At 69.9% G+C, this 20224-nt stretch carries 26 protein-coding genes; 24 read left to right on the plus strand and 2 right to left on the minus strand.

Features of this window, described 5'->3' with window-relative positions; translation table 11 throughout:
* Nucleotides 1-73 precede the first annotated feature (73 nt).
* The 6 genes from Q5694_RS32575 to Q5694_RS32600 all read left to right on the plus strand — a co-directional run bounded on the left by Q5694_RS32575 (nucleotide 74) and on the right by Q5694_RS32600 (nucleotide 6103).
* Nucleotides 74-550, plus strand: a complete 477-nt coding sequence (locus Q5694_RS32575) for a hypothetical protein (protein WP_333937121.1) — start codon at nucleotides 74-76, stop codon at nucleotides 548-550.
* Nucleotides 547-855 (plus strand): hypothetical protein, encoded by a 309-nt coding sequence (locus Q5694_RS32580; RefSeq protein ID WP_333937122.1) that lies wholly within the window; start codon nucleotides 547-549, stop codon nucleotides 853-855. The genes Q5694_RS32575 and Q5694_RS32580 overlap by 4 nt, the downstream gene beginning before the upstream one ends.
* Nucleotides 856-982: 127 nt before the next feature.
* On the plus strand, nucleotides 983-3163 hold the full coding sequence (locus tag Q5694_RS32585) for an ATP/GTP-binding protein (protein WP_333937123.1): 2181 nt from the start codon (nucleotides 983-985) through the stop codon (nucleotides 3161-3163).
* 19 nt (nucleotides 3164-3182) lie between these two features.
* On the plus strand, nucleotides 3183-3602 hold the full coding sequence (locus tag Q5694_RS32590) for a conjugal transfer protein TraB (RefSeq protein ID WP_333937124.1): 420 nt from the start codon (nucleotides 3183-3185) through the stop codon (nucleotides 3600-3602).
* 84 nt (nucleotides 3603-3686) lie between these two features.
* Nucleotides 3687-5834 (plus strand): chromosome segregation protein ParM, encoded by a 2148-nt coding sequence (locus Q5694_RS32595; RefSeq protein WP_333937125.1) that lies wholly within the window; start codon nucleotides 3687-3689, stop codon nucleotides 5832-5834.
* A gap of 80 nt (nucleotides 5835-5914) precedes the next feature.
* Nucleotides 5915-6103 carry a hypothetical protein gene (locus Q5694_RS32600; protein WP_333937126.1) on the plus strand — a complete coding sequence of 63 codons (189 nt, stop codon included), beginning with the start codon at nucleotides 5915-5917 and terminating at the stop codon, nucleotides 6101-6103.
* On the opposite strand, the gene Q5694_RS32605 is transcribed toward Q5694_RS32600, so the two are convergent.
* A complete protein-coding gene (locus tag Q5694_RS32605; RefSeq protein ID WP_167381345.1) occupies nucleotides 6104-6265 on the minus strand; it encodes a hypothetical protein in 162 nt (53 codons plus the stop codon).
* A gap of 152 nt (nucleotides 6266-6417) precedes the next feature.
* Between Q5694_RS32605 and Q5694_RS32610 the strand changes: the two genes are divergently transcribed.
* The 6 genes from Q5694_RS32610 to Q5694_RS32635 all read left to right on the plus strand — a co-directional run bounded on the left by Q5694_RS32610 (nucleotide 6418) and on the right by Q5694_RS32635 (nucleotide 12370).
* The gene (locus Q5694_RS32610) at nucleotides 6418-6951 is read left to right on the plus strand and encodes a DUF6197 family protein (protein ID WP_333937127.1); all 534 of its coding nucleotides are present in this window, start codon (nucleotides 6418-6420) and stop codon (nucleotides 6949-6951) included.
* A 502-nt stretch (nucleotides 6952-7453) separates the two neighbouring features.
* Entirely contained in the window at nucleotides 7454-7843 is a 390-nt protein-coding gene (locus Q5694_RS32615; RefSeq protein WP_333937128.1) for a hypothetical protein, read from the plus strand.
* Between the two features lie 299 nt (nucleotides 7844-8142).
* Nucleotides 8143-8607 (plus strand): RRQRL motif-containing zinc-binding protein, encoded by a 465-nt coding sequence (locus Q5694_RS32620; RefSeq protein WP_333937129.1) that lies wholly within the window; start codon nucleotides 8143-8145, stop codon nucleotides 8605-8607.
* 57 nt (nucleotides 8608-8664) lie between these two features.
* Nucleotides 8665-9789: a tyrosine-type recombinase/integrase gene (locus tag Q5694_RS32625; RefSeq protein ID WP_333937130.1), complete on the plus strand. Its 1125-nt coding sequence runs from the start codon at nucleotides 8665-8667 to the stop codon at nucleotides 9787-9789.
* On the plus strand, nucleotides 9786-10109 hold the full coding sequence (locus Q5694_RS32630; RefSeq protein ID WP_069812404.1) for a helix-turn-helix domain-containing protein: 324 nt from the start codon (nucleotides 9786-9788) through the stop codon (nucleotides 10107-10109). The genes Q5694_RS32625 and Q5694_RS32630 overlap by 4 nt, the downstream gene beginning before the upstream one ends.
* Before the next feature lie 1532 nt (nucleotides 10110-11641).
* A complete protein-coding gene (locus Q5694_RS32635) occupies nucleotides 11642-12370 on the plus strand; it encodes a hypothetical protein (protein ID WP_333937131.1) in 729 nt (242 codons plus the stop codon).
* Between the two features lie 28 nt (nucleotides 12371-12398).
* Here the strand turns inward: Q5694_RS32635 and murJ are convergent, their stop codons facing one another.
* A complete protein-coding gene (gene murJ, locus Q5694_RS32640; protein WP_333937132.1) occupies nucleotides 12399-14081 on the minus strand; it encodes a murein biosynthesis integral membrane protein MurJ in 1683 nt (560 codons plus the stop codon).
* A 261-nt stretch (nucleotides 14082-14342) separates the two neighbouring features.
* Here murJ and Q5694_RS32645 point away from each other — a divergent pair, with 261 nt between their 5' ends.
* From Q5694_RS32645 to Q5694_RS32700, 12 genes are all read left to right on the plus strand, one after another.
* Nucleotides 14343-14807: a Pycsar system effector family protein gene (locus Q5694_RS32645; RefSeq protein ID WP_333937133.1), complete on the plus strand. Its 465-nt coding sequence runs from the start codon at nucleotides 14343-14345 to the stop codon at nucleotides 14805-14807.
* A gap of 11 nt (nucleotides 14808-14818) precedes the next feature.
* Nucleotides 14819-15160, plus strand: coding sequence for a hypothetical protein (locus Q5694_RS32650; RefSeq protein ID WP_333937134.1), 342 nt, complete (start codon nucleotides 14819-14821; stop codon nucleotides 15158-15160).
* Nucleotides 15157-16134: an ATP-binding protein gene (locus Q5694_RS32655; RefSeq protein WP_333937135.1), complete on the plus strand. Its 978-nt coding sequence runs from the start codon at nucleotides 15157-15159 to the stop codon at nucleotides 16132-16134. The genes Q5694_RS32650 and Q5694_RS32655 overlap by 4 nt, the downstream gene beginning before the upstream one ends.
* Before the next feature lie 92 nt (nucleotides 16135-16226).
* Entirely contained in the window at nucleotides 16227-16574 is a 348-nt protein-coding gene (locus tag Q5694_RS32660; protein ID WP_333937136.1) for a hypothetical protein, read from the plus strand.
* 187 nt (nucleotides 16575-16761) lie between these two features.
* The gene (locus tag Q5694_RS32665; protein ID WP_333937137.1) at nucleotides 16762-17070 is read left to right on the plus strand and encodes a hypothetical protein; all 309 of its coding nucleotides are present in this window, start codon (nucleotides 16762-16764) and stop codon (nucleotides 17068-17070) included.
* A gap of 77 nt (nucleotides 17071-17147) precedes the next feature.
* Nucleotides 17148-17918: a hypothetical protein gene (locus Q5694_RS32670; RefSeq protein WP_333937138.1), complete on the plus strand. Its 771-nt coding sequence runs from the start codon at nucleotides 17148-17150 to the stop codon at nucleotides 17916-17918.
* Between the two features lie 93 nt (nucleotides 17919-18011).
* Nucleotides 18012-18317, plus strand: coding sequence for a hypothetical protein (locus Q5694_RS32675; RefSeq protein ID WP_333937139.1), 306 nt, complete (start codon nucleotides 18012-18014; stop codon nucleotides 18315-18317).
* 237 nt (nucleotides 18318-18554) lie between these two features.
* Entirely contained in the window at nucleotides 18555-18998 is a 444-nt protein-coding gene (locus Q5694_RS32680; protein WP_333937140.1) for a hypothetical protein, read from the plus strand.
* The gene (locus Q5694_RS32685) at nucleotides 18995-19285 is read left to right on the plus strand and encodes a hypothetical protein (RefSeq protein WP_333937141.1); all 291 of its coding nucleotides are present in this window, start codon (nucleotides 18995-18997) and stop codon (nucleotides 19283-19285) included. Before Q5694_RS32680 ends, Q5694_RS32685 begins: the two co-directional genes overlap by 4 nt.
* A 20-nt stretch (nucleotides 19286-19305) precedes the next feature.
* Nucleotides 19306-19509, plus strand: a complete 204-nt coding sequence (locus tag Q5694_RS32690) for a hypothetical protein (RefSeq protein WP_333937142.1) — start codon at nucleotides 19306-19308, stop codon at nucleotides 19507-19509.
* On the plus strand, nucleotides 19509-19994 hold the full coding sequence (locus tag Q5694_RS32695; protein ID WP_333937143.1) for a hypothetical protein: 486 nt from the start codon (nucleotides 19509-19511) through the stop codon (nucleotides 19992-19994). Before Q5694_RS32690 ends, Q5694_RS32695 begins: the two co-directional genes overlap by 1 nt.
* Nucleotides 19994-20179, plus strand: coding sequence for a hypothetical protein (locus Q5694_RS32700; protein ID WP_333937144.1), 186 nt, complete (start codon nucleotides 19994-19996; stop codon nucleotides 20177-20179). The genes Q5694_RS32695 and Q5694_RS32700 overlap by 1 nt, the downstream gene beginning before the upstream one ends.
* Nucleotides 20180-20224 lie beyond the last annotated feature (45 nt).

The following is a 20224-nucleotide window of genomic DNA, read 5'->3' on the forward strand; positions in this document are numbered from 1 at the left end:
TCGGGCTGGCCCTCGCTGCGACTGCCGGAAGCAGTCGACAGCCCCACCAGTACACCAGGAGGGAATCCCCGCCGTGAACAGCAACAACGACCCGAACTACTCCCCTCTGCGCGACGTCGCGCAGAGCCCGGAGGCAACCGCCCGGTACCTGGCCGACGTTCAGCGGGTCCTGCTGGACATCGGCAAGAACTTCGAAACCCTTGCGCACGAGACCCGTGTGCACCTGCGCGACACGCACGTGGAGGGCGACCGCTGGTACCACGCCAGGCTGCGCGCGATGCCCGTCGAAAAGGCCCTCGGGAACGTGCTCAAGAACCTGAACAACCTCACCGAGGGCCTGGAAAAGAGCGCCTATAAGCGCCGCGCTCACGACGAGGCCGTGGTGAATACGGCAAAGGAAAGGAAGGAAAAGGAGCTGGAAAGGCAGCGCAAGAAGAACCCGCAGCCGCTCCAGGCCGCACCGAATCCGCCGCAGCAGGGTGCACAGAGGCAGAATCTCGGCTATGGTGGCCCCACGTCGATTTACGACATGGGTCGGGAGTCGGCGTGAACCGCCCCCTCAGCAGCGCCGAACGCTCCGCACGGCGGCGCCAGAACTGGCTGAAGGAAGAGGCGACGAAAGCCCGCGAATCTCGCGGCGAGGCAGGGCAGATGGAATTCTGGCTCCGCCTGGCACGATCCCGATTGGCCAAGGACGTCAAAGCCGGTCGCGGCGACGTCTACTCCGGATTCGCGTTGATCTGCCGCCTGTTCATCACGGCGATGGACCAGCGCGTGGAGGGCAACGGACGGATCTGGAACGACCTGCTGCAGTACGCGGAGCAGGTCGTGGCGAAGCACCCCCCGCGTCACTGAACGTCACCAGCGAAGGCCCCGCCGGGCTCCGGCGGGGCCTCGCGCGCGTAAAGCGTGCACACGTGCACGTGCACACGCGTGCACACAAGAGCCCACGCTCTGTCAAGTCCCAGGAGGGAGGCGCACCATGTCCGATGAGGACGGCACAGGGACCTTGGTCCAAGGCCCCTGGAGCGGTGATTCCACGTACGTGCCACCGCCGATCCCGGATTACAGCGACACTATTCCGCCGCCGGAAGACATTCCCCCGGCACCCCCGGAATCGCCGGAAGAGACGACCATGGAACTTCCGGCGATTCCGGCCGCCCCGGACCCGTCGACGGCCCTGCGCTCCGAAGGAATTACGGCACCGGAAATCACCGAAGAAGACGGCGAATACGAGGAAGGCGAATACGAACAGCCTCGTTCTCTCGCTGACCGCCTCGGTGACTGGCTGGAATTCCGGCTCGAAAGGGCGCGGGCGCTCCATGAGAGCGAAGCGCCTTTCCGTGAGGCCGAGATAGCGCGGAAGGCTGCGCTGCTGGAGGGCCGCACCGCGCAGGAAGTCGCGCTGATGGAGCAGAACGGAAGGCTCCACGCCGCGATGATGAAAGCGAAGAGCGACAAAGCGGCGGCGCGCGGAAAAGCGGATGCCGACCGCGCGAAGTCGTCCGCTTCCGGCCTGGGGTCGGACAAGGGCCGTTCGAAGGCCGGCGGCGGGGGCGGGTCCTCGCGCGGCGGTGGCGGCACCGGGCCGTCCCGCACCAACTCCGGCTCAGGACCGAACCGGCTTGGGGCGTCGCGCGGCTCCAACTCCGGAAGCTCCAGCGGCCGTTCCGGCTCCGGATCGACCGGAGGCGGCGGAGGCGGCAAGGGCGGAACAAAGGGCCCTGACCGGCCCTCTGGCAGCCGTACACCCAGCTCGAGGCGAAACGGGTCATCCGGCGGCTCGAAAGGCTCTCAGACGGGCTCTGGCGGCTCCAGCAAGAACGGCAACTCCAAGGGCGACGGCGGCCGGGGCCAGAACGGCCCGGCGTCCAACGCCCGTGCCGAGCGGGCCCGCGGCCGCCAGGAGCGCGCCGGGATCCGGCAGTCCGGACGGCAGGAGCGGCGCAGCGCCGGGCACGCCGCCGACATCGCCGACCGGAGCAAGGACCGCGACCAGGCCCGCGCCAACCGGCAGCAGGCATGGGAGGACCGCCGGGCCAAGATGGCGGCGCGGAAGGCGAAGCGAGAAGCCGCCGCGTCGGCCACGCCGGGCCGCACCACGTTGGGCCAGGCCGTCGCGGAGGAAGCCCAGCGGCGCTTCGACAAGCGCCGCGCCGACGCGAAGGACGCGAAGGCGGGCACCGAGAAGGTCAGCCTGACCAAGGACAAGGACAGCGAGGACAAGAACACCAAGGACAAGGGCAAGGGCACCGACGGCAAGGGCGAGAAGAGCGCCAAGGACGGCCCTGACGGGGCCTCCAGCGCGACAAAAGGCGCCAGGTCGTCCGATGAGCCGGGCAAGGCATCAGAGGCCGGTGACGAGCCGTCTGACGGCTCGAAGAAGCGGCGCCGATTCCGGCGTCGTCGCACCGGTGCGACGGGACCGGCCGGATGGCGTGGACGCGCCCGCCGCACTGGCCGCACCGGTCGTACGGGCCGGGCCGGTCGGCGCGGCCGTCCGGCGGACGGCCCGTTCGGCGAGGAGGACTCCACCCCGACGGTGGAGTGGCCCGAGCACGACAGCCGCCCGCCCAAGTCTGCCGCGAAGGGCGCGGACGACATCGTCGACGCGGACATCGTCCCCGACGCGCCCGCGGCCGTGACCACCGGCGTCAAGGGCCTGCCGCCCGCTCCGGAGAAGCACACCGCACGGCCCGGCACCAGCCGACCCACCAGCACGGAAGGGAGCAGCGTGAGCAGCTCGGAGGTCAGCAGGCCGTCCGGCGGGGGCGCCTTGGGCGCCCAGCACCGGACGGACATCACGTTCGACCAGTACCTGATGGAGATGGCGAACATCGCCATCAAGGCCGCCTCCGACCAGGAGCGCGCCGAAGCCCTGATGGAGGCCCTCGCCAAGGTCGCCGACGCCCTGCGGGACATGGCCGCCGACCTGGTCGGCGACCACAACATCGACACCGCGGTGACCGACCTGATCGCCGATCTGGCCGACTCCGCGACCACCATGAAGGCGCAGGCCGAACGGTGTGCCGAGCAGTGCGGCATCGCCAAGGAGGCCGCCAAGCTCGCGGCCGTGATGGTCGCCCGGATCTACGGCGAGGACATGGCCGCCAAGGAAGACGCCGGCCGCAAGCACGCGTCGGCCGCCGCCCACCACGACTGAGCACGGGAGGAACCCCGCTTTGAGCAGCGACCTCGCACCCCGCAACACCAGCACGGCGCCCGCCGTGGCCGACGACGACAACCGGTACAAGGCAGTCCAGGCCAAGCTGGACAAGCTCGGCAAGGCCCTGGATGACGCCACCCTCGACCTTCTCGGACTGTGGCGCAGCATGCAGGAAAACGCCAAGCACACCGATGGCGTCGCCACGGACATCGAGAACGCCGACCTGGACCCGAAGTTCGTCGGCCTCACCGCCAACGTGGCCACCGCTCTGGACGGCGCCGCCCGGGAGGTGAGGAAGCTGTCCGACACCGCCCAGGAGACCGTCGACCTCACTCACGAGACCCGGCGCACCCACGCCAAGCTCTACGGCGCGCTGGACGACATCCGCTCCAACCGGCGCGAGAAGACGCCCAGGCCGGGCTTCTTCGACCGCTGACCCCGCTCCCTACCCAAACCCCCGCCACGGGCGGCCCCGCAGCTTTCGCGGGGCCGCCCGTGCTCGTTCCCGAAGGAGAAGCCGGTGACCACGCCGCGCAGTGTCGCGCTTGAGCGCCTGGCCTACACCCTTGCCGCGCCCGTGCTGGCCGTGGCCCCGAACCTCTACCCCGACAGCCCCGTCAACTCGGTGGTGCAGCTGGCTGGCGCCGCCGGGATCGGCGGGATCTTCCTGGCCGCCAAGAGTGATGAGACCGGTGCCGGACGCAAGATCCTGCGCTGGACCCCGCTGGTCCTGGCGGCCGCCGTCGACGTCGCCGCCGGGCACACAGGCGGCTTCGGCCCGTACTGGCTGGACGGGCTGCTCGCCGCCGGATGGGCGGCGGCCGGTTCCTTCGTGCTGCCGTTCTCCCGGCACACCCGCCGCCGTCACCGCCCCGCGCTCGCCGCCCCGGCCCCGCAGCCGGCGCCCGCCCCGGCCGCGGAGCCGACCGTGGCGCAGCCGGAGGACGGAGCCGACCAGCTCACCCGCGAGGCGCGGATGCTGTGGGAGCGCGCCGGGATGCCCGCCCGCACCCACGTCGTCAAGGCCACACGGCACACCGCCATGCGGCACGACCTCACCCTGCTGCTGCGTGCCTCGGAGACCGGGCGGCCGATCACCGGCCTCTCCCCCGAGATCGTCGGAGCCGCGTTCGGCGTGTCCGCGGCCGACGTCACCCTCAAGGACGTCGCCATCCAGCCCGGCCGCCAGGGCGGACCCGGCTGGATGGAGGCCCTCATCACCCCTGAGGCCAACGCCCGGCGGCGCACCAAGCCGACCGACCAGGAGCGCTGGATCGACCGGGTCGCTGGCCCCAAGGGCGGCGCCCCCGGCTCCGAGCTGGTCCACAAGACCCGCGACAACGAGCGCGGGGTGACCTTCTACCGGGCGAAGATGAGCGACTCCAACGAGTCGCCGCGCATTGACCTGCCCAAGGTCTGCCGTGCGCTGGACCTGCCCGAGGACGACTCCTGCGTGTTCGTCCTCATCGACGGCTCGGAGTTCCTGATCAGCGCGTTCGACACCCCGCCACTGTCCGCGATCTTCCCCGCCACCCGCGAGCTGCTCACCCCCGACGCCAAGGGCATGTACGTGTGCGGGTTCACCATCACCGGCCAGCCGGTGAAGACCATGGTGTACCAGCACGACAAGAACGCCCCCGCCCACGGCCTCACCCTCGGGGTCTCCCGCTCCGGCAAGACGCAGTTCTTCGCGATCAACATGGCCGCCCAGTCCCTCGACGGCCAGGTGGTGTGGCTGTCCACCGTCCGCAAGGACGAAAAGACCACCGTGCTCGGGAAGTACATCGACCGGCAGGGCTCCAACGCCCTGTGGATGGCCCGCTCCCTGCGGGCGGCCAAAGCCTTGTGTGAGATAAGGGCGGAGATGCCCTGGCCGCACGACGGCCAGCCGCACGACTACAAGCCGGGCGACACGCGCTGCCCCTACCGGCAGCTCAACGTGTACGCGGATGAGTTCATGACCGCCGCCCAGGACTCGGACTTCGGCGAGTCCATCCAAAAGGACGGCGAGGACCTCACGGTCACCGGACTGAAGTACGGCATCGGCTTCAACCCGGCCGGCCAGTCGCCGTTCGCGCACAACGGCTTCTCCACCGAGATGAAGGACAACCTGCGGCAAAACAGCCGCCCGGTCATCTTCAACATGGGCTCGCCCGGCGCCACCCGCAAGGCGGCGGAGGGCACCATGGAGAACGCCTACGACGTGCCGACCATCCCGGCCCGCTACTCCCGCAGCGAAGGCTCCGCGATCGAGCGGGCCATGCGCGGCGAGGCCGACCCGGAGAACGGCGTCTCCACCGGCGGCGTCGCGGTCATCGTCCTCGACAACGGCCGCGCCGTGCTCATGCGGTCGCTGTACGCCGACTTCGACACCGACCTCTCCCGGCTGTTCCCCGACGAGGTCAACCGGCTCACCGACTACGAGATCAGCGAGCTGGACAAGCGCGGCCTGTGGTTCGACTGGAACGAGCCCGTCAGGCCCGGCGAGTTCTGGCCCGAGCCCGACGAGGACGGCGACGACGGCGAGGGCCGCTCCCGCCGGCGCGGCGGCGGAGGCGGCGGCAAGGGCGGCAGCGGGCGCGGCTCCAAGAGCGGCAGCCGCCGCTCCGAACAGGTCGCCTCCCCCCGCCAGGCGCTGGAGGCCATCAAGAGCCTCACCGACGCCTGATCACACCCCCATCCCCCGGGGCCGGCCTGCCCGAGCGCCGCGCCGGCCCCACCCGACCCCTGTGAAGGAGCACCACCACCGTGGCCCTGTCCATCTCCGCCGCCGTGCTGCTGGGCATCATCGTCGTCGTCCTGATCAAGGGCGGCTACCTCCGCGTCGGCTCCGCGCTGGCCTGCACCCTGTTCGGGTTCACCCTCGCCGCGACCGGCCTGGCCCCGACCATCAACAGCGGCCTCGCCTCGCTCGCCGGACTGCTCTCCAGCCTCTGACTACGCCTCCGTCCACGGCGGGTCCGGGGTGTCGTTGAGTCCCTCGCAGTTCCAGCAGTCCCACTCAGAGGGGAGTTCCCACTTGTCGACCCAGAAGCCGACCTGCTTGCCCACCAAGTAGTTGTCCTCGCCGCACCACCCGCACTCGAAGACGAACTCCACCCCAGCCCCTTCCCCCGCGCTTGTTGGTCCGAGGATGCCCGGGGCGCGGATGCGGTGACACCTGAACGCCCAAACCCCCGCTACACAACGCCGAAGGGCGCCGCCGGACACCAACCGGCGGCGCCCTTCGGCGCCCCCTGCCTGGAGCCCCGATGTCCCATGCCTCGCTCTCCCCCGCCATAGACCACCCCGCCCCGCCGCCGGCAGAACTTTCCCTCGAGGAACGCCTCACTCTGGTGAACGCGGCGATGACCGCGCGCCTGGACGAAGCGGCCGTCGCCTACGAGGTCAACACCGCGCACATCCCCACCGAGCCCGTGGACCTGGCCGACATCGTCACCGTCCCGTTGACCCCGACACTCCAGGCGCCACCGGAGCCCTACCCGACCCCGGTCACCGCCCTTCTGCAGCGAGCCCACCACCGGCTGCTCACCGGCGGCTGGTGCTCCGGCGCCCTGGTCGACGAGGACGGCGCCCGCTGCATGCTCGGAGCCATCCGAGCCGAGGCCCGCGGCGACAGAGGCCTGGAAGCCAGCGCCGCCTCCGTGCTCCTGGACGCGATCCGCCGCGAGTTCGGCGACGACGTGGACTCCGTGCCGTCCTTCAACGACGCCCACGGATCGGCCCGCGTCCCCCTCCGCATGGTCGACCAGGCCGCCATCCTCGCCGACGCCCGCGGCCTCTAACCGCTCCGGGTCCCCTGCCTCGCGCCCGAACCCCGCCTGCCCGGGGGCCGGACGCGGGGGCAGGCCACCCGGCCGGACACCCACCAAGCGCACCACCGACTTCCCAGCCGAAGGAGCGAGGGCACCATGTCCCACAACGGCAGGCAGATGAACGGCCAGCACCGCCCGAACAGCATCCTCGACCAGTTCGAACTACCGCCGGCCAAGAAGAGCAAGCAGCGCCTGGCGCGGCTGCGCACCGCGTGGCGGGAGTCCTGGGAGGAGGGCGGCTTCCTCCACCAGCGGTGGGAGGAGATCGGCCAGGCCCGGCACGCCAGCTGGCACGAGGTCGCTGTCTGGATCAAAACGGCCGCGCTGTTCGGCGGACTCAGCCTCATCGTGCTGATGCTGGACGCCGCCGGCGACATCACCTCCGCCACGCTCAAGGGCCTGTCCAACGTCCCGGCCACCAGCCGCCAGCGACGGCAGCGGCCTGTGGGGCACGGTCGACCACCCCGTCCGCGTGTTCCTCGCCGACCAGGCCACGCACCTCGCCGTCGCCCCGGCCGCCCTGTATGCGTTCTGGCAGCTGACCGGGCTGCTCGGGCTGGTCGGCGGGTTCTTCGGTAACGCAGGCGCCCGCATCGCCTGGCTGCTGTTCGGGATCGGCAGCCTCGCCATGATCTCGTCCACCGCACCGGCCGGAGGCCGCGCCGCCGCCACCGGGCTCGCCGCCCTCATGTGGGCACTGGCCAGCATCTTCGCCCTGCGCGGCCTGACCCTGCGGCCCATCGTCCACAACCACCCGCCGCAGTACCAGGCCAACCCCGCGCTCCACCTGCACGCCACCATCCCCGCCCCCACTCCGGCGGGTGACGACCACGGCGACAACATCCACCCGCTCCAGCGCTGACCGGCGCGGTCGTGGGCCGCCGCATCTTCCGCACCGCCCGCTGACCTGACGCCCTGCCTGGTCCTCGCCCGCCCCGCTCTGGGGCCGGGCGAGGACCGGCCAGGCCGCCCGGCCGCACGTGGCGCCCCGCCGACACCAGCACGACGTCTGCGGGGCGCAGCGCTGTCCACCAACTACCTGGAGGAACCGCTCGTGCTCATTCCCCGCCCGCGCCGCCGGATCGGCCGGCCCCGCCCGCAGCGTCTCGGCCCCCGCTACCCGCACCGCCCCGACCGGCTGCCCGGCGCCTGGAGGGCGTGATGGTGTGCGTCGACGAGGCCGACCTGGTCGACGTCGACCTGTACGACGACGGAAGCTTCCCGGACTTCGGCTTCAAGCAGGCCCCCGGCGCCGTGGCAGTGCTCGCCGCGCTGCAGGGAGCTGGCCCCATACCGATGACCGGTCTCGCCACCCGCCGCCAGTTGCGGTCCATGGGCCTGAGCCCCGGCGGCCAGGAGCCCGTTGCCCGGCTCATCTGGCGCAAGGGCGGGCGCTGGGCGTGGCTGTACCGCGTCGACCTCGCCAAGCCGAAGCGGAAACCGACTCTGGCCCAGGAGCTCGCGCTCGACAAGGCCATGGCAGCTCGCCAGACATGTCCGCTGTGCAAGCGCCGGTACTTCGCGTGCCTGAAACGGGCGGTATTGCGTTGGATGCAACATACGGCGTCGGCGATGAAGAGCCTGCTGCCAGGTCGGATGGCACCCTATCCGGCGCTCATCGGGTAGCGGAGCAAGTCTGACCTGCCTGTCAGTCAGATTCAACGATGTTGCATTATAAGCAACATGAGTGATGCGCAGGGGATGCCGGGTGCCGCCCATCTGGTCCTGGCTCAAGGGGTGGTCCACCTCGATCCGGAGCCAGCTGTGTTCAACGCGATGCTGGAAGGATGGGCGAGGCAACAGCGGTCGCGGTTCTTGAACTTCGATGCCACGGTCAAGCCACGCCTGGCGCTGCTGAAGCGGTTCGCGGAGTACTCCAACCTCTATCCCTGGCAGTGGCAGCCGGGTGAGGTCGAAGCCTTTCTGGACTACTTGCGGGCGCGACGGCCGACCTTCGCGGTGTCGACAGCGCGCAACTACCAGAACGCCATACGGATGTTCTGCGACTACATCACTGACGAGCGCTACGACTGGCCCAAGGTCTGTTACGACTCCTTCGGACAGCAGCCCGTGCAGATTCTTCACGAGTGGAACACCATCACGCACAGCAGTGAGTACGAGGGTGGTCCAGGGCGACGGCCGCTGACTTACGACGAAGTGCAGCAACTCTTCGACGCTGCCGACGGCAGGGTCGACTCGATCCGCAAGCGGCGCCGCAAAGGAGCGCTTGCTGCGTTGCGAGACGCGATGGTCTTGAAGATCGTCTATGCGTACGGACTGCGTCGCCAGGAGACCTGCGGTCTTGACCTTGCTGACATGCGCCGCAACGCAAAAGTGCCGTCCTACGGCCGCTTCGGCGGAGTGTTCGTGCGCTACGGCAAGGCATCCAAGGGAGGACCGCCCAAGCGCCGCTTGGTGCTGACCGTGCCGGAGATGGACTGGTCCGTCGACGTTCTCGAGCAGTACTGGCACGAGGTGCGACCGTCGTTCTCGCCCGGCCGGCACCCCGCCCTGTGGGTCACTGAACGGCGGGGACGGCTGTCGCTCAGACGTCTGAACGAGGCCTTCGACACTGCTCGGCAGGAAGCCGACCTGCCGGAAGAACTCGACCTGCACTCGCTGCGGCACAGCTACGTGACGCACCTCATCGAGTTCGGCTATCCGGAGAGGTTCGTCCAGGATCAGGTAGGTCACGCCTACGCCAGCACCACGGCCATCTACACCGGCGTCTCGGACGACTACCGCAACCGGCTCCTGGAGCGCTCGCTCAAGGAACGCCACAGCGACCTGTGGGAGGAACCCGCATGATCCGCAAGATGGGCATCACCTGGCACCTGCGCCTCCGCATGGCCGAGAAGGGCATGTTCCAGACCACGGCCCTGCAGCCCCTGCTGGCCGAGCGCGGTATTCACCTCTCGCGTGAGCAGGTCTTCCGCCTGGTCACCGGGACGCCTCAGCGGCTCTCCACCGACACCCTCGCAGCTCTCTGCGACATCCTGGAATGCCAGCCCAACGACTTGATCGAGGTCAAGGCGGTCAACGCTGAGGTCCGCAAAGCCGCAGGTGAGACCAGCACCTCGCAGCCGCGTCCGCGCAGAACGACCGTCCGGCGGCCCGATCAGACGTGAAACCGCCGACCAAGACGGCCGCCGCCCTGAGCCGCATCCGACAGCACCTCCTGACAGCAGCCCCCGAACTGTCTGACGAGTCGCTCCACCAAATACTTGAGGACGCAGTGGTGCGCGGCAGTGCCGCTCTCCTCCTCGACGAGCATCTCCGTCAGCACCCCACGGCCCTCGCGGCGCCCGGAGGCCGGATGCCCGGTGTCTTGGTGCGGCTTGCCGACACGTTGATCAGCCACGGCATCCAGGGCGTCGTTGCGCCCACCTGCAGCTTCTGCGGCCGGGCCTCACGTCCCCTGGACCACAAACTTGAAGAGGGCAACGTCTGCAGCGGCTGCTATGCCCGTGCGAAGGCACCGCGTGCCGAGTGCTCGCAGTGCGGACGGCACATGCGGCTCGCGCTCCGACGTGGGGACGCTCAGCTGTGCGGAAGCTGCTACGGCAAATCCCAGCACGCGGAGTGCAGCCGCTGCGGCAGGCAAAGACGACCGACCGCCCGGATCACCGACGGGACGGTCCTCTGCCAGGGATGTGCACCCCGGCCGCTCCACCGATGCCACTCGTGCGGCGAGGACAGACCCGCCCAGGCCCTCACTCCCGACGGCCCGGTCTGCCGGCGCTGCTACCGGCCGCCTACACGCGTGTGCGGCATCTGCGGCCAGCAACGCAAGATCATCAGACGTGGCCGGGGAAAGACTCCCGACGTCTGCGTGAGCTGTTACCGGCTTCCGACCGCTACCTGCTCGCAGTGCGGCCGCACGCGGCCGTGTCTGAGGTCGTCTACGGACGCTCCGATCTGCGGACCGTGTCTTCCGAGGCAACCGCACCCCTGCGCTCTATGCAAGCGGCTCCTCCCGGTCCAGGCGCAGTGGCCACTGGGCCCCGTCTGCAACACCTGTTACACCCGGGTACGCCGCACGCCGAGTGCTTGCTCCAGTTGCGCCGCCGTACGGCCGCTCATCGGCCGTAGTCCTGATGGAGTGACGCTCTGCGGGCCGTGCGCTGGCACCGAACTCACCTACAGCTGCCGGGGATGCGGCACCAGCGGCCTGTTCTCCCGACAGGGCTACTGCACCCGTTGCGTCCTCGACCAGCGGTTGAACGAACTCCTCAGCACGTCCCCGAAGGGGATCCCCCCCCAGGTACGAGCTATTCACACGGCCCTCCACGGCGCCGACCGCCCCATACGGATCCTTCACTGGCTCAACCACCAGGGTGTCCCCGAACTCCTGACCCGCCTCGCGCGAACTGGTGCCGAGCTCCGGCATCACGACCTCGACGAACTGCCCGACACTCCGACCACCTCCTATGCCAGAGACCTGCTGTCGACCGCAGGGGTGCTGCCACAACGAAACGAGGCGGTCGAGCGCCTGCCTCGCTGGGCAGACGCCGTTCTCCGGGAGGTACCCGCTCATCACCGCCAGATAGTGAGCCCCTTCGCCCACTGGCACCTGATCCATCGCCACCGGCGCATGGCACGCGGACATGCTGGCCAGGCCGTCAGGGACGGTCACCGGCGCTCGCAGATCAGACGCGCATTGGAGCTGCTGACCTGGCTCGACGAACAAGGCATCGCGCTGCCGGACCTCAAGCAGACGAACCTCGAACAATGGCTGGTCAGCGGCCCTCCGAACCGCAGGGACGTCAGAGTTTTCGTCCTTTGGACCAACGAGCGCGGCCTCACCTCAAGCCTCGAAGTGCCGACCCGTTCCCCCGAAGACCCCGCAACCTTCATCGAGGATGACGACCGCGTCGAACAGCTCAGGCGCTGCGTCAACGACGCCACGCTCCCCCTCGACGTCCGTGTTATCGGCAGCCTTGTCCTGCTCATGGGACTGCAGGTCACACGCATTCTTGAACTGACCGTCGACGACGTCGTCATGCAGGATTCGGCTGTCCAACTGAAACTCGATGGAGGCTTCCTGACACTGCCACCACGGCTGGCTCACCTGGTCCGGCAGCAGCTCCATCACGCCGAGGACGCCTGGGAATCCAACCGTGCTGCCAGCACAATTCCGTGGTTGTTCGCCGGGTTGAACCCGGCCCGCCCCATCCAGTCGCAGTACATCTACCTGAAGCTCAGGCGGCTCGGACTGGGCGGCCTTGCGGGCCGCAACACCGCCCGTCTCGCGCTGGCAGCCGACGTTCCTGCCTCAATCCTTGCCGTTCTCACCGGGACCAGCATCGACAACGCGACGGACTGGGCGAACTTCGTCAAACGCAACTGGACTGACTACATCGCCAGACGCGCGCAGGACCGCCCATGAAGCACGCCTCCTTGCATCGTCTGCCTGTTCAGCGCATCCCGGGCAGACGACGCAACTCGTTGACCTTCATCAGCCGGGCGAGAAGGAGATACCCCACGGCTGTCGCCAGCGCCCCGGTAGCCAGTGCGACGGCCGTAGGCCACGTTCCACTTCCCAGGCCCGCACACGCACGCGCCGCAGCCCAACCCACCCCAGCAGCCGGGCCCGCGGCGCAGAACAGTTTCACGTAGGTGCGGCGCAGGCCGCCGTCGTCGATACGACCCCCAAGCCTCCTACGAAGCAGATGCGCGGTGAGTGCGAGCCCGGCCACGTAGGAGAGGGTGTAGGCGCCGGCCATGCCGACGACCGCCCAGCGGGCGGGCAGGAGCAAATGACACGCGGTGGCCAGGGCGATGTTCACGCCCGCGATCCACGCCGCCATGAAGAACGGAGTCCGGGTGTCCTCGAAGGCGTAGAAGCCGCGCAACAGCAGGTACTGGGCGGAGAACGGGATGAGCCCGAGTCCGAACGCCTGCAGCATGTACCCCAGCGGGCGGGCCGAGGCGGCGTCCGCCGCCCCGTGGGCGAACAGCAGCGAGGAGATCTGCGGGCCCAGGGCGAGGAAGAGGAACGCGGCGGGCACAATGACCACGCCGCTGATCCGCAGCACCCGGGACAGATCCGCGCGTAGATCCGGGATGCGCCCCTCAGCGACGGCCCGGCTCATACGCGGCAGCAAGGCCGTCACCAGGGACACCGTCACGATCGACTGCGGCAGCATCCAGATGGTCTGCGCGTAGGTGTAGGCCGAGTAGCCTGCGCCGGCCTGCGGCAGCTCCTGGTCGGCGGCATTGGCGTAGTTCGTGACCACCGTCAGCGCCACTTGATTGGCCAGGACGAACAGCAGCGTCCACTTCGCCGCATGGACGCTCTTGCCCAAGCCTGTGCCCCGCCAGTCGAACCGCGGGCGGAAACGGAAACCGGCTGCCCGCGCGAACGGAATCAGGGCCACGGCCTGCAGGGCGATTCCTGCCGTTGTCCCGATCCCCAGCAACTGCACTTGGTCGGCGGTGATGTCCTCCACCCGGTCGGGAACCGTCATCAGCCCCAGATAGGCGGCGAACATGCCGATCAGCACGACGTTGTTCAGCACCGGGGTCCACATCATCGCGCCGAACTTCTCTCGAGCGTTCAGCACCTGCCCGTAGATGCTGAACAGCCCATAGAAGAAGATCTGCGGCAACAGGAACCGCGCGAACGTCACCGTCAGCTCGAACGCCTCGTGACTGTCCGGGGTGTCTCGCATGTACAGGCCCACGATCTGCGGCGCCGCCCACACCGCCAGCGCCGTCCCCACACCCAGTACACAGACCACAAGCGTGACCAGACGCTGCTCGTAAGCGCGTCCGCCATCGGGCTGCGTTGCCCTGGCTCGGACCAGCTGCGGCACCAACACGGCGTTGAGCGCCCCACCGATCAATAGCGTGTACAGGCTCGTCGGCACTGTGTTCGCCGTGTTGTACGTACTGGCCAGCAAGCCCGTACCCAGCGCTGCGGCCTGCAGCACTTGGCGGATCAGTCCCGTCGCCCGTGACACCACCGTGCCAACAGCCATCAGCAAGGACGAACGAGCCAGTCCGCCCTTGTCCTTCTTCCGCCGGGCGGCATGCCGCCCCCTTGTCTGCTGCTCCTGCGGCATGGTCTGAGCCGCGGAGTTCGCCCCCTCCACCATGCCGTCAACCTATGCCCCAAGGTTCCCCGGCCCCAATTCGGCCGTCTGACCGCAGAGTTCAGCGAACCTTCCCCGGCCCGTGACCGTGGCCGCAGGAATACGACAGCCACGGAACAAGTGCTCTGCGCCAGTACCTCTCAAAACCTCGGCAGCTGCCTCGAATGCCACGACGGAACGCCAGCGGACCCCGGCAGCTACATCGCGCCCCCGGCCGCGCACCAGCTGGCCGCCTGATCAACCCCGACAAGGAGAACCCCGCACATGACGACCTCCACGGCTCCGCCCTCCGCCGTAGACAAGAACCTGGACACCGCCTGTACCTCGGTCGCCAGTGAGATCGGACGCACGGACGGCAAGGCGTCCTTACTGCTCGCCTTCAACGGCGCCGTGCTCGCCGGCCTCGCGTCCGTCGCCGACAAGGACCTGCCACCGGCCACCAAGGTGTTCGGCTCGCTCGCCGTGCTTGCCCTGGGCGCGGCCGCTGTGCTGCTGCTCCTGGTCGTCCGGCCCCGCCTGCGCGGCGACGACAAGGCGTCCTTCCCCTACTGGGCACGCCTGGACGAAGACGAGATCAGGGCCTGCATGGACGGCGACACCCGAGCCGCCCGCATCCGGGTCCTGTCCGTCCTGGCCGTCGCCAAGTTCACCCAGCTGCGGCGCGCGGTCGACCTGTCCCTGGCCGCTCTGGCCCTGCTCGCCCTGGCCGCCGCAGGCCTGGCGCTGTGACGGCGGCCGCGATGGCCCGCACCCGCCTGGAACGCGTCCGCGCCTCGGTCAACATCGCCGCCCTGGCCCTCCAGCAGATCCAGGACGACCTCACCGCCGACGACATCGACGCCCCCGAACTCGCCGCGATCCTGCGCGAACTGAGCGAGGACACCGACCCGCCCGGCGGGTTCCTGGCCTCCGTCGCGCAGCTGCTCACCACCGCCGCGCAGCGAGCCGAACGCATCGAGCCCGACCGCGACGGCGACGCCTCCTGCCCGCTGCACGAGGCCGCCGCCCTCATCACCGACAACGCCGGGCAGCTCCTGATCTGGGCCGCCCGCTCCCTCGACCCGCAAGGAGAACCCGTATGACCGCGCCGACGCCCCTGTACCCGGACTTGCCCAAGAACAGCCTGGTGGTACTGATCGGCGCCGCCGGGGCGGGCAAGTCGACGCTGGCCGGCACCTGGCCCGCTAGCCAGGTCCTCTCACTCGACGCCATGAGGTGTGCAGTCAGCGACGACGCCGGCTGCCAAGAGGCAACGGGCGACGCGGTGGACGTCCTGCACCTGATCCTGGAGCGCCGGATGGCCCGGCGGCTGTTCACGGTCGTCGACGCCACGAACGTATCCCGCGAATCCAGGCAGCCGCTGGTCGCCGCCGCCAAGCGGCACAACATGCCTGCCATCGCGGTCATCGTGGTCACCCCGGCTGACGTCTGTGTCGCACGGCAGGGACCGCGCCCGGCCAACCGCACCGTCCCGGAGGACACCGTCCGCGCGCAGCACCAGGCGATGGTCCACTCCCACCAGTCGCTGCGTGCGGAGGGCTTCAACGAGGCCCTGTTAGCCGACTCCCTGTACCGCCTGGAGCCGTTCCTGCAGCGGCTCTCGCAGGCCCGGGAGGCCGACCTCGGGAGCGACGGCAGCACCGGCTTGGGTGATCTGCTGCTGGTCCGCCGCTTCTTCGGCCCGGAGATCCTGCCGCTGTGGCGGTGGAAGCCCGGCTCGGACCTGGTGACCGGCCGGGACCGCGTCGCGGAGATCCGCCTCGGACAGCAGTACCTCACCCTGGCCTACCGCGACGACGTCGACGGTGAAGGCGACTTCGGCTTCGACGTCCTGCTGCCCTGCCCCTTCGACCCGGAGTGCGCCGGGCAGGCGTGGGCGCCGGTCTACTCGGTCACCGACCTGCACAAGGCGCTGACCGGAGCCATGGACAGCGACCCGGACATCGTCTGCACCGTCCACGGCGACGGCGTCGACCAGGAGGCCGCCGACCAGGACGACGACCCCCAGGGCCGCGCCGACCTGGAAGCGCAGTACGCCGACGCGGTCCGCGCGTGAGCCGCGCCGCCGACGCTTCGCCGCACAACCCCAACCCACAGGGCGCCGGCCGCACCCGGCGCCCGCCGTTATCCCAGGAAGGGCGTCCCGCCATGGGCATCACGATCACCTACACGTACGGCACCGCGCACAACGTCAGCGACACCAACCCGGCCCACGTCACCAGCTGCGACCGCTACCGGTTACCGCTGGTCGGCACCATCGCCCCGGGGAACCCCGGCTACGAGGACATGGTCGAGATGCTGCGGGAAAACGGCCACGACACCCGCCCCGAGGGGTACGGGCTGATCTTCCTGGAGTCCGAGGAATTCTCCGCGACGTATTTCGGGTCGATCGAGCAGATCGAGCAGTACAAGCGCGAGAACGTCGACGGCAAGGCGACCTTCGACGCTTCGCAGGGCGTCATACGCCCAGTGGCCCCACGGCAAGGGCTGGGATGACTTCCTCCCCCGCGTCTTCTGGAACCAGGCGCAGCGCGGTGGGATCGCGGACGGCGTCGGCCTCGTCACCGCCTTCGCGCACACCGAGACCCCAGGCGCTGAGGTCATCGTCTACGAGTTCGAAGGCACGTGGCTTCCCGGCGGCAACCCGGAGCAACTGGTCACCTACCACTGCACCGCCTGCCACATGGACACCTTCCACGACTGCGGGCACGTCCACGAAAACACCGGCCCCGACAGCCGCCGCTGGGCCGCCCGCCAGGCCCGCCAGCACATCATCAGCGCCCACCGGCACGGCGTCGGCCACGAGAACAGCGCCTGCCGCCCCAACAACGGCGAGATGCTCCGCGCCGTGAACGCGGTCGCCCGCGACATGTGGGGCACCACAGCCAACGCCCTCCCCGACACCGACGACGCATACTGCGCCACCAAGGGCCCCTGCTCGATCATCCGCGAACTCCGCGCCGGAGTCCGCCCGCCCGTCTACCGCGCCTGACCGCCGACGTGCGCACACCGACCAACACCCGGTTATCGAGCGGCCCCAGCCGCCAACACCCCTCCGTGGAGGACCGCATGGCCCACAAACCTGTCACCTGGTACATCACCACCCCCGCCGACGGCATCATCGAGATGTCCCGGCACGCCGGCACCCCGGTGAACCTAGCCGCCAACGTCGGCCAGTTCGTCGACCACCCCCAGCCCTGCACCAACCTGTGGTTCGACGAGAGCCCCTTCTCGTACTTCCGCATGGTCAACCGCGTCGGCGAGGCGCTGGAGGACACCGGCATCTGGCCCATCACCTGGCCCGTGCGGCTGTGGATCGTCCAGCCGCTGGGCGAGACTGGCAACTGGGGCCAGCGCCACTACCCCTACCGGCTGCTCTCCCACCGGATCCGCGTCCTCGAGGAGACCGACGCCCACCGCGCGCTCGGCGCCGCCGGCCGCGACGTCCTGGACGTCGTCCAGCAGCAGATCCCCGAGCAGGCCGTCCGCTGGGCTGCGGACTGGGACGCCGAGCCTGAGGGCATGCGCCAGCGGCAGTGGAACTGGGCGCAGTGCGGCGGCCGCGCCTGCGGCAGCGGACGGTGGGCGGAGTCGGTGGCCCTCACGACGTCGCACGCCCGCCGCGAGTCCGCCGCGCAGACCTGGATCGAGCACCTCGCGCGCCGCGCCGTCGACCAGGCCCTCGCCGACACCGACGCCAGCATGTACGCGTACAGCTACGCCTACGGCCGTGCCACCGGCCATGCGGTCGCTGCCCAGCACCAGGCCCGCTTCGACGCGTACGTCCTGGACGCACTCCGCGGCGTAGGCCTCGACTCCCCCGCCGCCGTCGCTGCCTGACGGGCTCTCCGTGCCGCCCCGGCCTTCCGCACCACGGAGGCGGGGCGGTCGCGGTGACCCCTCAAGCACTGGCACGGAGAGGAGATGGGCGTCATGCCGCGCACCGAGTTCTATGAGGTCGACGTCCCGATACACGACACCACCAACCCGGCCCGCAAGGGCGTGCACGTCTTCACCGGCGTCGCCGACTCCCCCGCCGCGGCCCTACGCCGCGCCCACGAGGTGTACGACGCCGCGCTCGCCGCGCACACGGCCGGACTCGAGATCCCCGGCAAACAGCCGGACAGCTGGGGAGCGCGCGGGCTTCGGCCCGGCTGGCAGATGGAGTGGCCCGCCGCGAAGGCCAGCCTCTGGCACAACCCCGTCAGCTGGACCAGCCGCAGCGACTTCGCGCTGTAGCTCCGCCCCGGGACAGCCGCACTTGCTTGGCGGCTTCGTCGGCTGCCCCGGGCCCATCCATCCCGCACGAGACGAGACGGAGAACCCAAGTATGCCGTCCCTCCTGCGCGTTCAGGGCCGGATCGGCCAGCGCACCCTCTTACTGACGGCCGCCGCCGTGCCATTGACCGGCTCGGTGCCGTCCATCAACGGCCGCCGCGTGGGGCGCTCCGGCACCGCGGTGTGGGGGCGAGCCGCATGAGCGTGATCACTCTCCCCGAAGGCGACTGGATCCGCGGCATCACGATCCGCCAGCCGTGGGCCACGTGCATCCTCGCTGGCAAGAACCCGGAGAACAGGCCGGTGCACTGGCCGTGGGAGGGCTGGGTCCTCATCCACGCCGGGAAGACGAAGCCGGAGTCCGCCGTGCTGCGCGACCCGCTGGTCGCCACCGCGATCCGCGGCCGCGAACTGCACCTGGGTGCGGTCATCGGCGTCGCCCGCCTCACCGGCTGCCACCCCGATCAGGGACCCGAGAAGTGCGCCAGCCCCTGGGCGGAGCGCGGCGCGCACCACCTGGTCCTCGCCGACGTCCAGGAGCTTGCCCTGCCCGTGCCCGCCACGGGCGCGCTCCCGGCCTGGAAGCCGAAGCCGGACCTGCTGGCGCAGGTGTTCCAGCAGCTGCCCGACTTCCGGCCGTGACCCGCACGGGACGCAAGAAGGAGAAGGCGCCGTTCGAGCCGGGCCTGATCCCGGCTCCCGGTGAGCTTCTCGTCTGGCGGGACGGCCAGCACTTCGACTGCTGGCATGACCTCCCCTGCACGCTGTGCGGCCAGCCCACGCCCATGCGCTCCCACTCCGGGGAGCCCGTGCATAAGGCATGCGCGGAGGGCTGGATCACCGCCAACCCCGTTGAGGCCCGCCTCGGGCGGTTCGCCTCCGACCTCGCGCCGAAGCCCAAGTCCAAGGGCCAAGGCGACCACGCCTGACCTCCACCTGGAGGAACTCCATGAGCAGCACCGACCGCGACGTCGACCACGCCCTCGCCTACCCCGAGCCGCCCCCCTCCCCGCTCTGGCATCGCCACGGCGCGAAGGCCCGGCCGCTGACCGATGCCCAGCGGAAGCGCAACCGCGAGCTGCTGGACATCGCCCAGCGCACCACCCGACCCCGCTCCCCTCGCCCCACCAAGCCCCTGGCGGAGGCCAACTGATGGACACCAAGCACTGCGCCGTCGACGGCTGGGTCGACGCGATACCCGTCCCCGGCCCGCGCATCGGGACCGCCACCTTCGACCTGATCGTCCGACCCGCCGACATCGACGCGCTCGCCGACGACGCCCCCCACACGGTCGTCACCTGCACCAGCGGAGACCCCCGCATCACGCACGAGCTGCTGAACGGCATACAGCCCGGCGACCTGCTGCGCGTCACCGGCACTCTGGTCCAGCCGCCGGCACCCGGCGAGCCCGCCCGGCTTACCGTCGACGCCCTGGAGGTCCTGGACATCGGACTCATCCCGGTCCTGCGGGGCATGGTGATGGACCGCTACGGCGACTACTGCGTCATCTTCGACGCCGACCGCGACCAGGTCCCCGTCTTCACCGCGCTCGGGCAGTGGGTCGGCGAGGCAGACAACCCCGACGCCATCGCCACCCTCATCGACATCCACGAGCGCGTGAACGGCGGTGACGCCTGATGGCCATCACCAGCACGCAGGCCACCCGGACCATCCTGAAGCGGTTCCCCGCCGGAGGCCCCCGCGGCTCCTGGCCGGCCGAAGAGTACGCCGCCCACCAGCGCGCCCAGGGCACCAACGCCCAGGTCGTCATGGACCTGCGCACCGACCAATTCCTCGTGGTCACCCACACCGCCACCCAGTAGCGCTGTCCCGAAGCCCGCCTCCCGGCCGGACACGGTGCTCCGCAC

This window comes from Streptomyces sp. AHA2 (assembly GCF_036857595.1).
Taxonomy (GTDB): domain Bacteria; phylum Actinomycetota; class Actinomycetes; order Streptomycetales; family Streptomycetaceae; genus Streptomyces.

Excerpts from the sequence above, each read along its gene's own strand:
- Q5694_RS32665 (WP_333937137.1), top strand. The coding sequence starts at position 16,762 with ATGGACACCTTCCACGACTGCGGGCACGTCCACGAAAACACCGGCCCC.
- Q5694_RS32675 (WP_333937139.1), top strand. The coding sequence starts at position 18,012 with ATGCCGCGCACCGAGTTCTATGAGGTCGACGTCCCGATACACGACACC.
- Q5694_RS32670 (WP_333937138.1), top strand. The coding sequence starts at position 17,148 with ATGGCCCACAAACCTGTCACCTGGTACATCACCACCCCCGCCGACGGC.
- Q5694_RS32695 (WP_333937143.1), top strand. The coding sequence starts at position 19,509 with ATGGACACCAAGCACTGCGCCGTCGACGGCTGGGTCGACGCGATACCC.
- Q5694_RS32620 (WP_333937129.1), top strand. The coding sequence starts at position 8,143 with ATGGTGTGCGTCGACGAGGCCGACCTGGTCGACGTCGACCTGTACGAC.
- Q5694_RS32700 (WP_333937144.1), top strand. The coding sequence starts at position 19,994 with ATGGCCATCACCAGCACGCAGGCCACCCGGACCATCCTGAAGCGGTTC.
- Q5694_RS32625 (WP_333937130.1), top strand. The coding sequence starts at position 8,665 with ATGAGTGATGCGCAGGGGATGCCGGGTGCCGCCCATCTGGTCCTGGCT.
- Q5694_RS32680 (WP_333937140.1), top strand. The coding sequence starts at position 18,555 with ATGAGCGTGATCACTCTCCCCGAAGGCGACTGGATCCGCGGCATCACG.
- murJ (WP_333937132.1), bottom strand. The coding sequence starts at position 14,081 with ATGGTGGAGGGGGCGAACTCCGCGGCTCAGACCATGCCGCAGGAGCAG.
- Q5694_RS32650 (WP_333937134.1), top strand. The coding sequence starts at position 14,819 with ATGGCCCGCACCCGCCTGGAACGCGTCCGCGCCTCGGTCAACATCGCC.
- Q5694_RS32610 (WP_333937127.1), top strand. The coding sequence starts at position 6,418 with ATGTCCCATGCCTCGCTCTCCCCCGCCATAGACCACCCCGCCCCGCCG.
- Q5694_RS32630 (WP_069812404.1), top strand. The coding sequence starts at position 9,786 with ATGATCCGCAAGATGGGCATCACCTGGCACCTGCGCCTCCGCATGGCC.
- Q5694_RS32645 (WP_333937133.1), top strand. The coding sequence starts at position 14,343 with ATGACGACCTCCACGGCTCCGCCCTCCGCCGTAGACAAGAACCTGGAC.
- Q5694_RS32690 (WP_333937142.1), top strand. The coding sequence starts at position 19,306 with ATGAGCAGCACCGACCGCGACGTCGACCACGCCCTCGCCTACCCCGAG.
- Q5694_RS32655 (WP_333937135.1), top strand. The coding sequence starts at position 15,157 with ATGACCGCGCCGACGCCCCTGTACCCGGACTTGCCCAAGAACAGCCTG.
- Q5694_RS32585 (WP_333937123.1), top strand. The coding sequence starts at position 983 with ATGTCCGATGAGGACGGCACAGGGACCTTGGTCCAAGGCCCCTGGAGC.
- Q5694_RS32660 (WP_333937136.1), top strand. The coding sequence starts at position 16,227 with ATGGGCATCACGATCACCTACACGTACGGCACCGCGCACAACGTCAGC.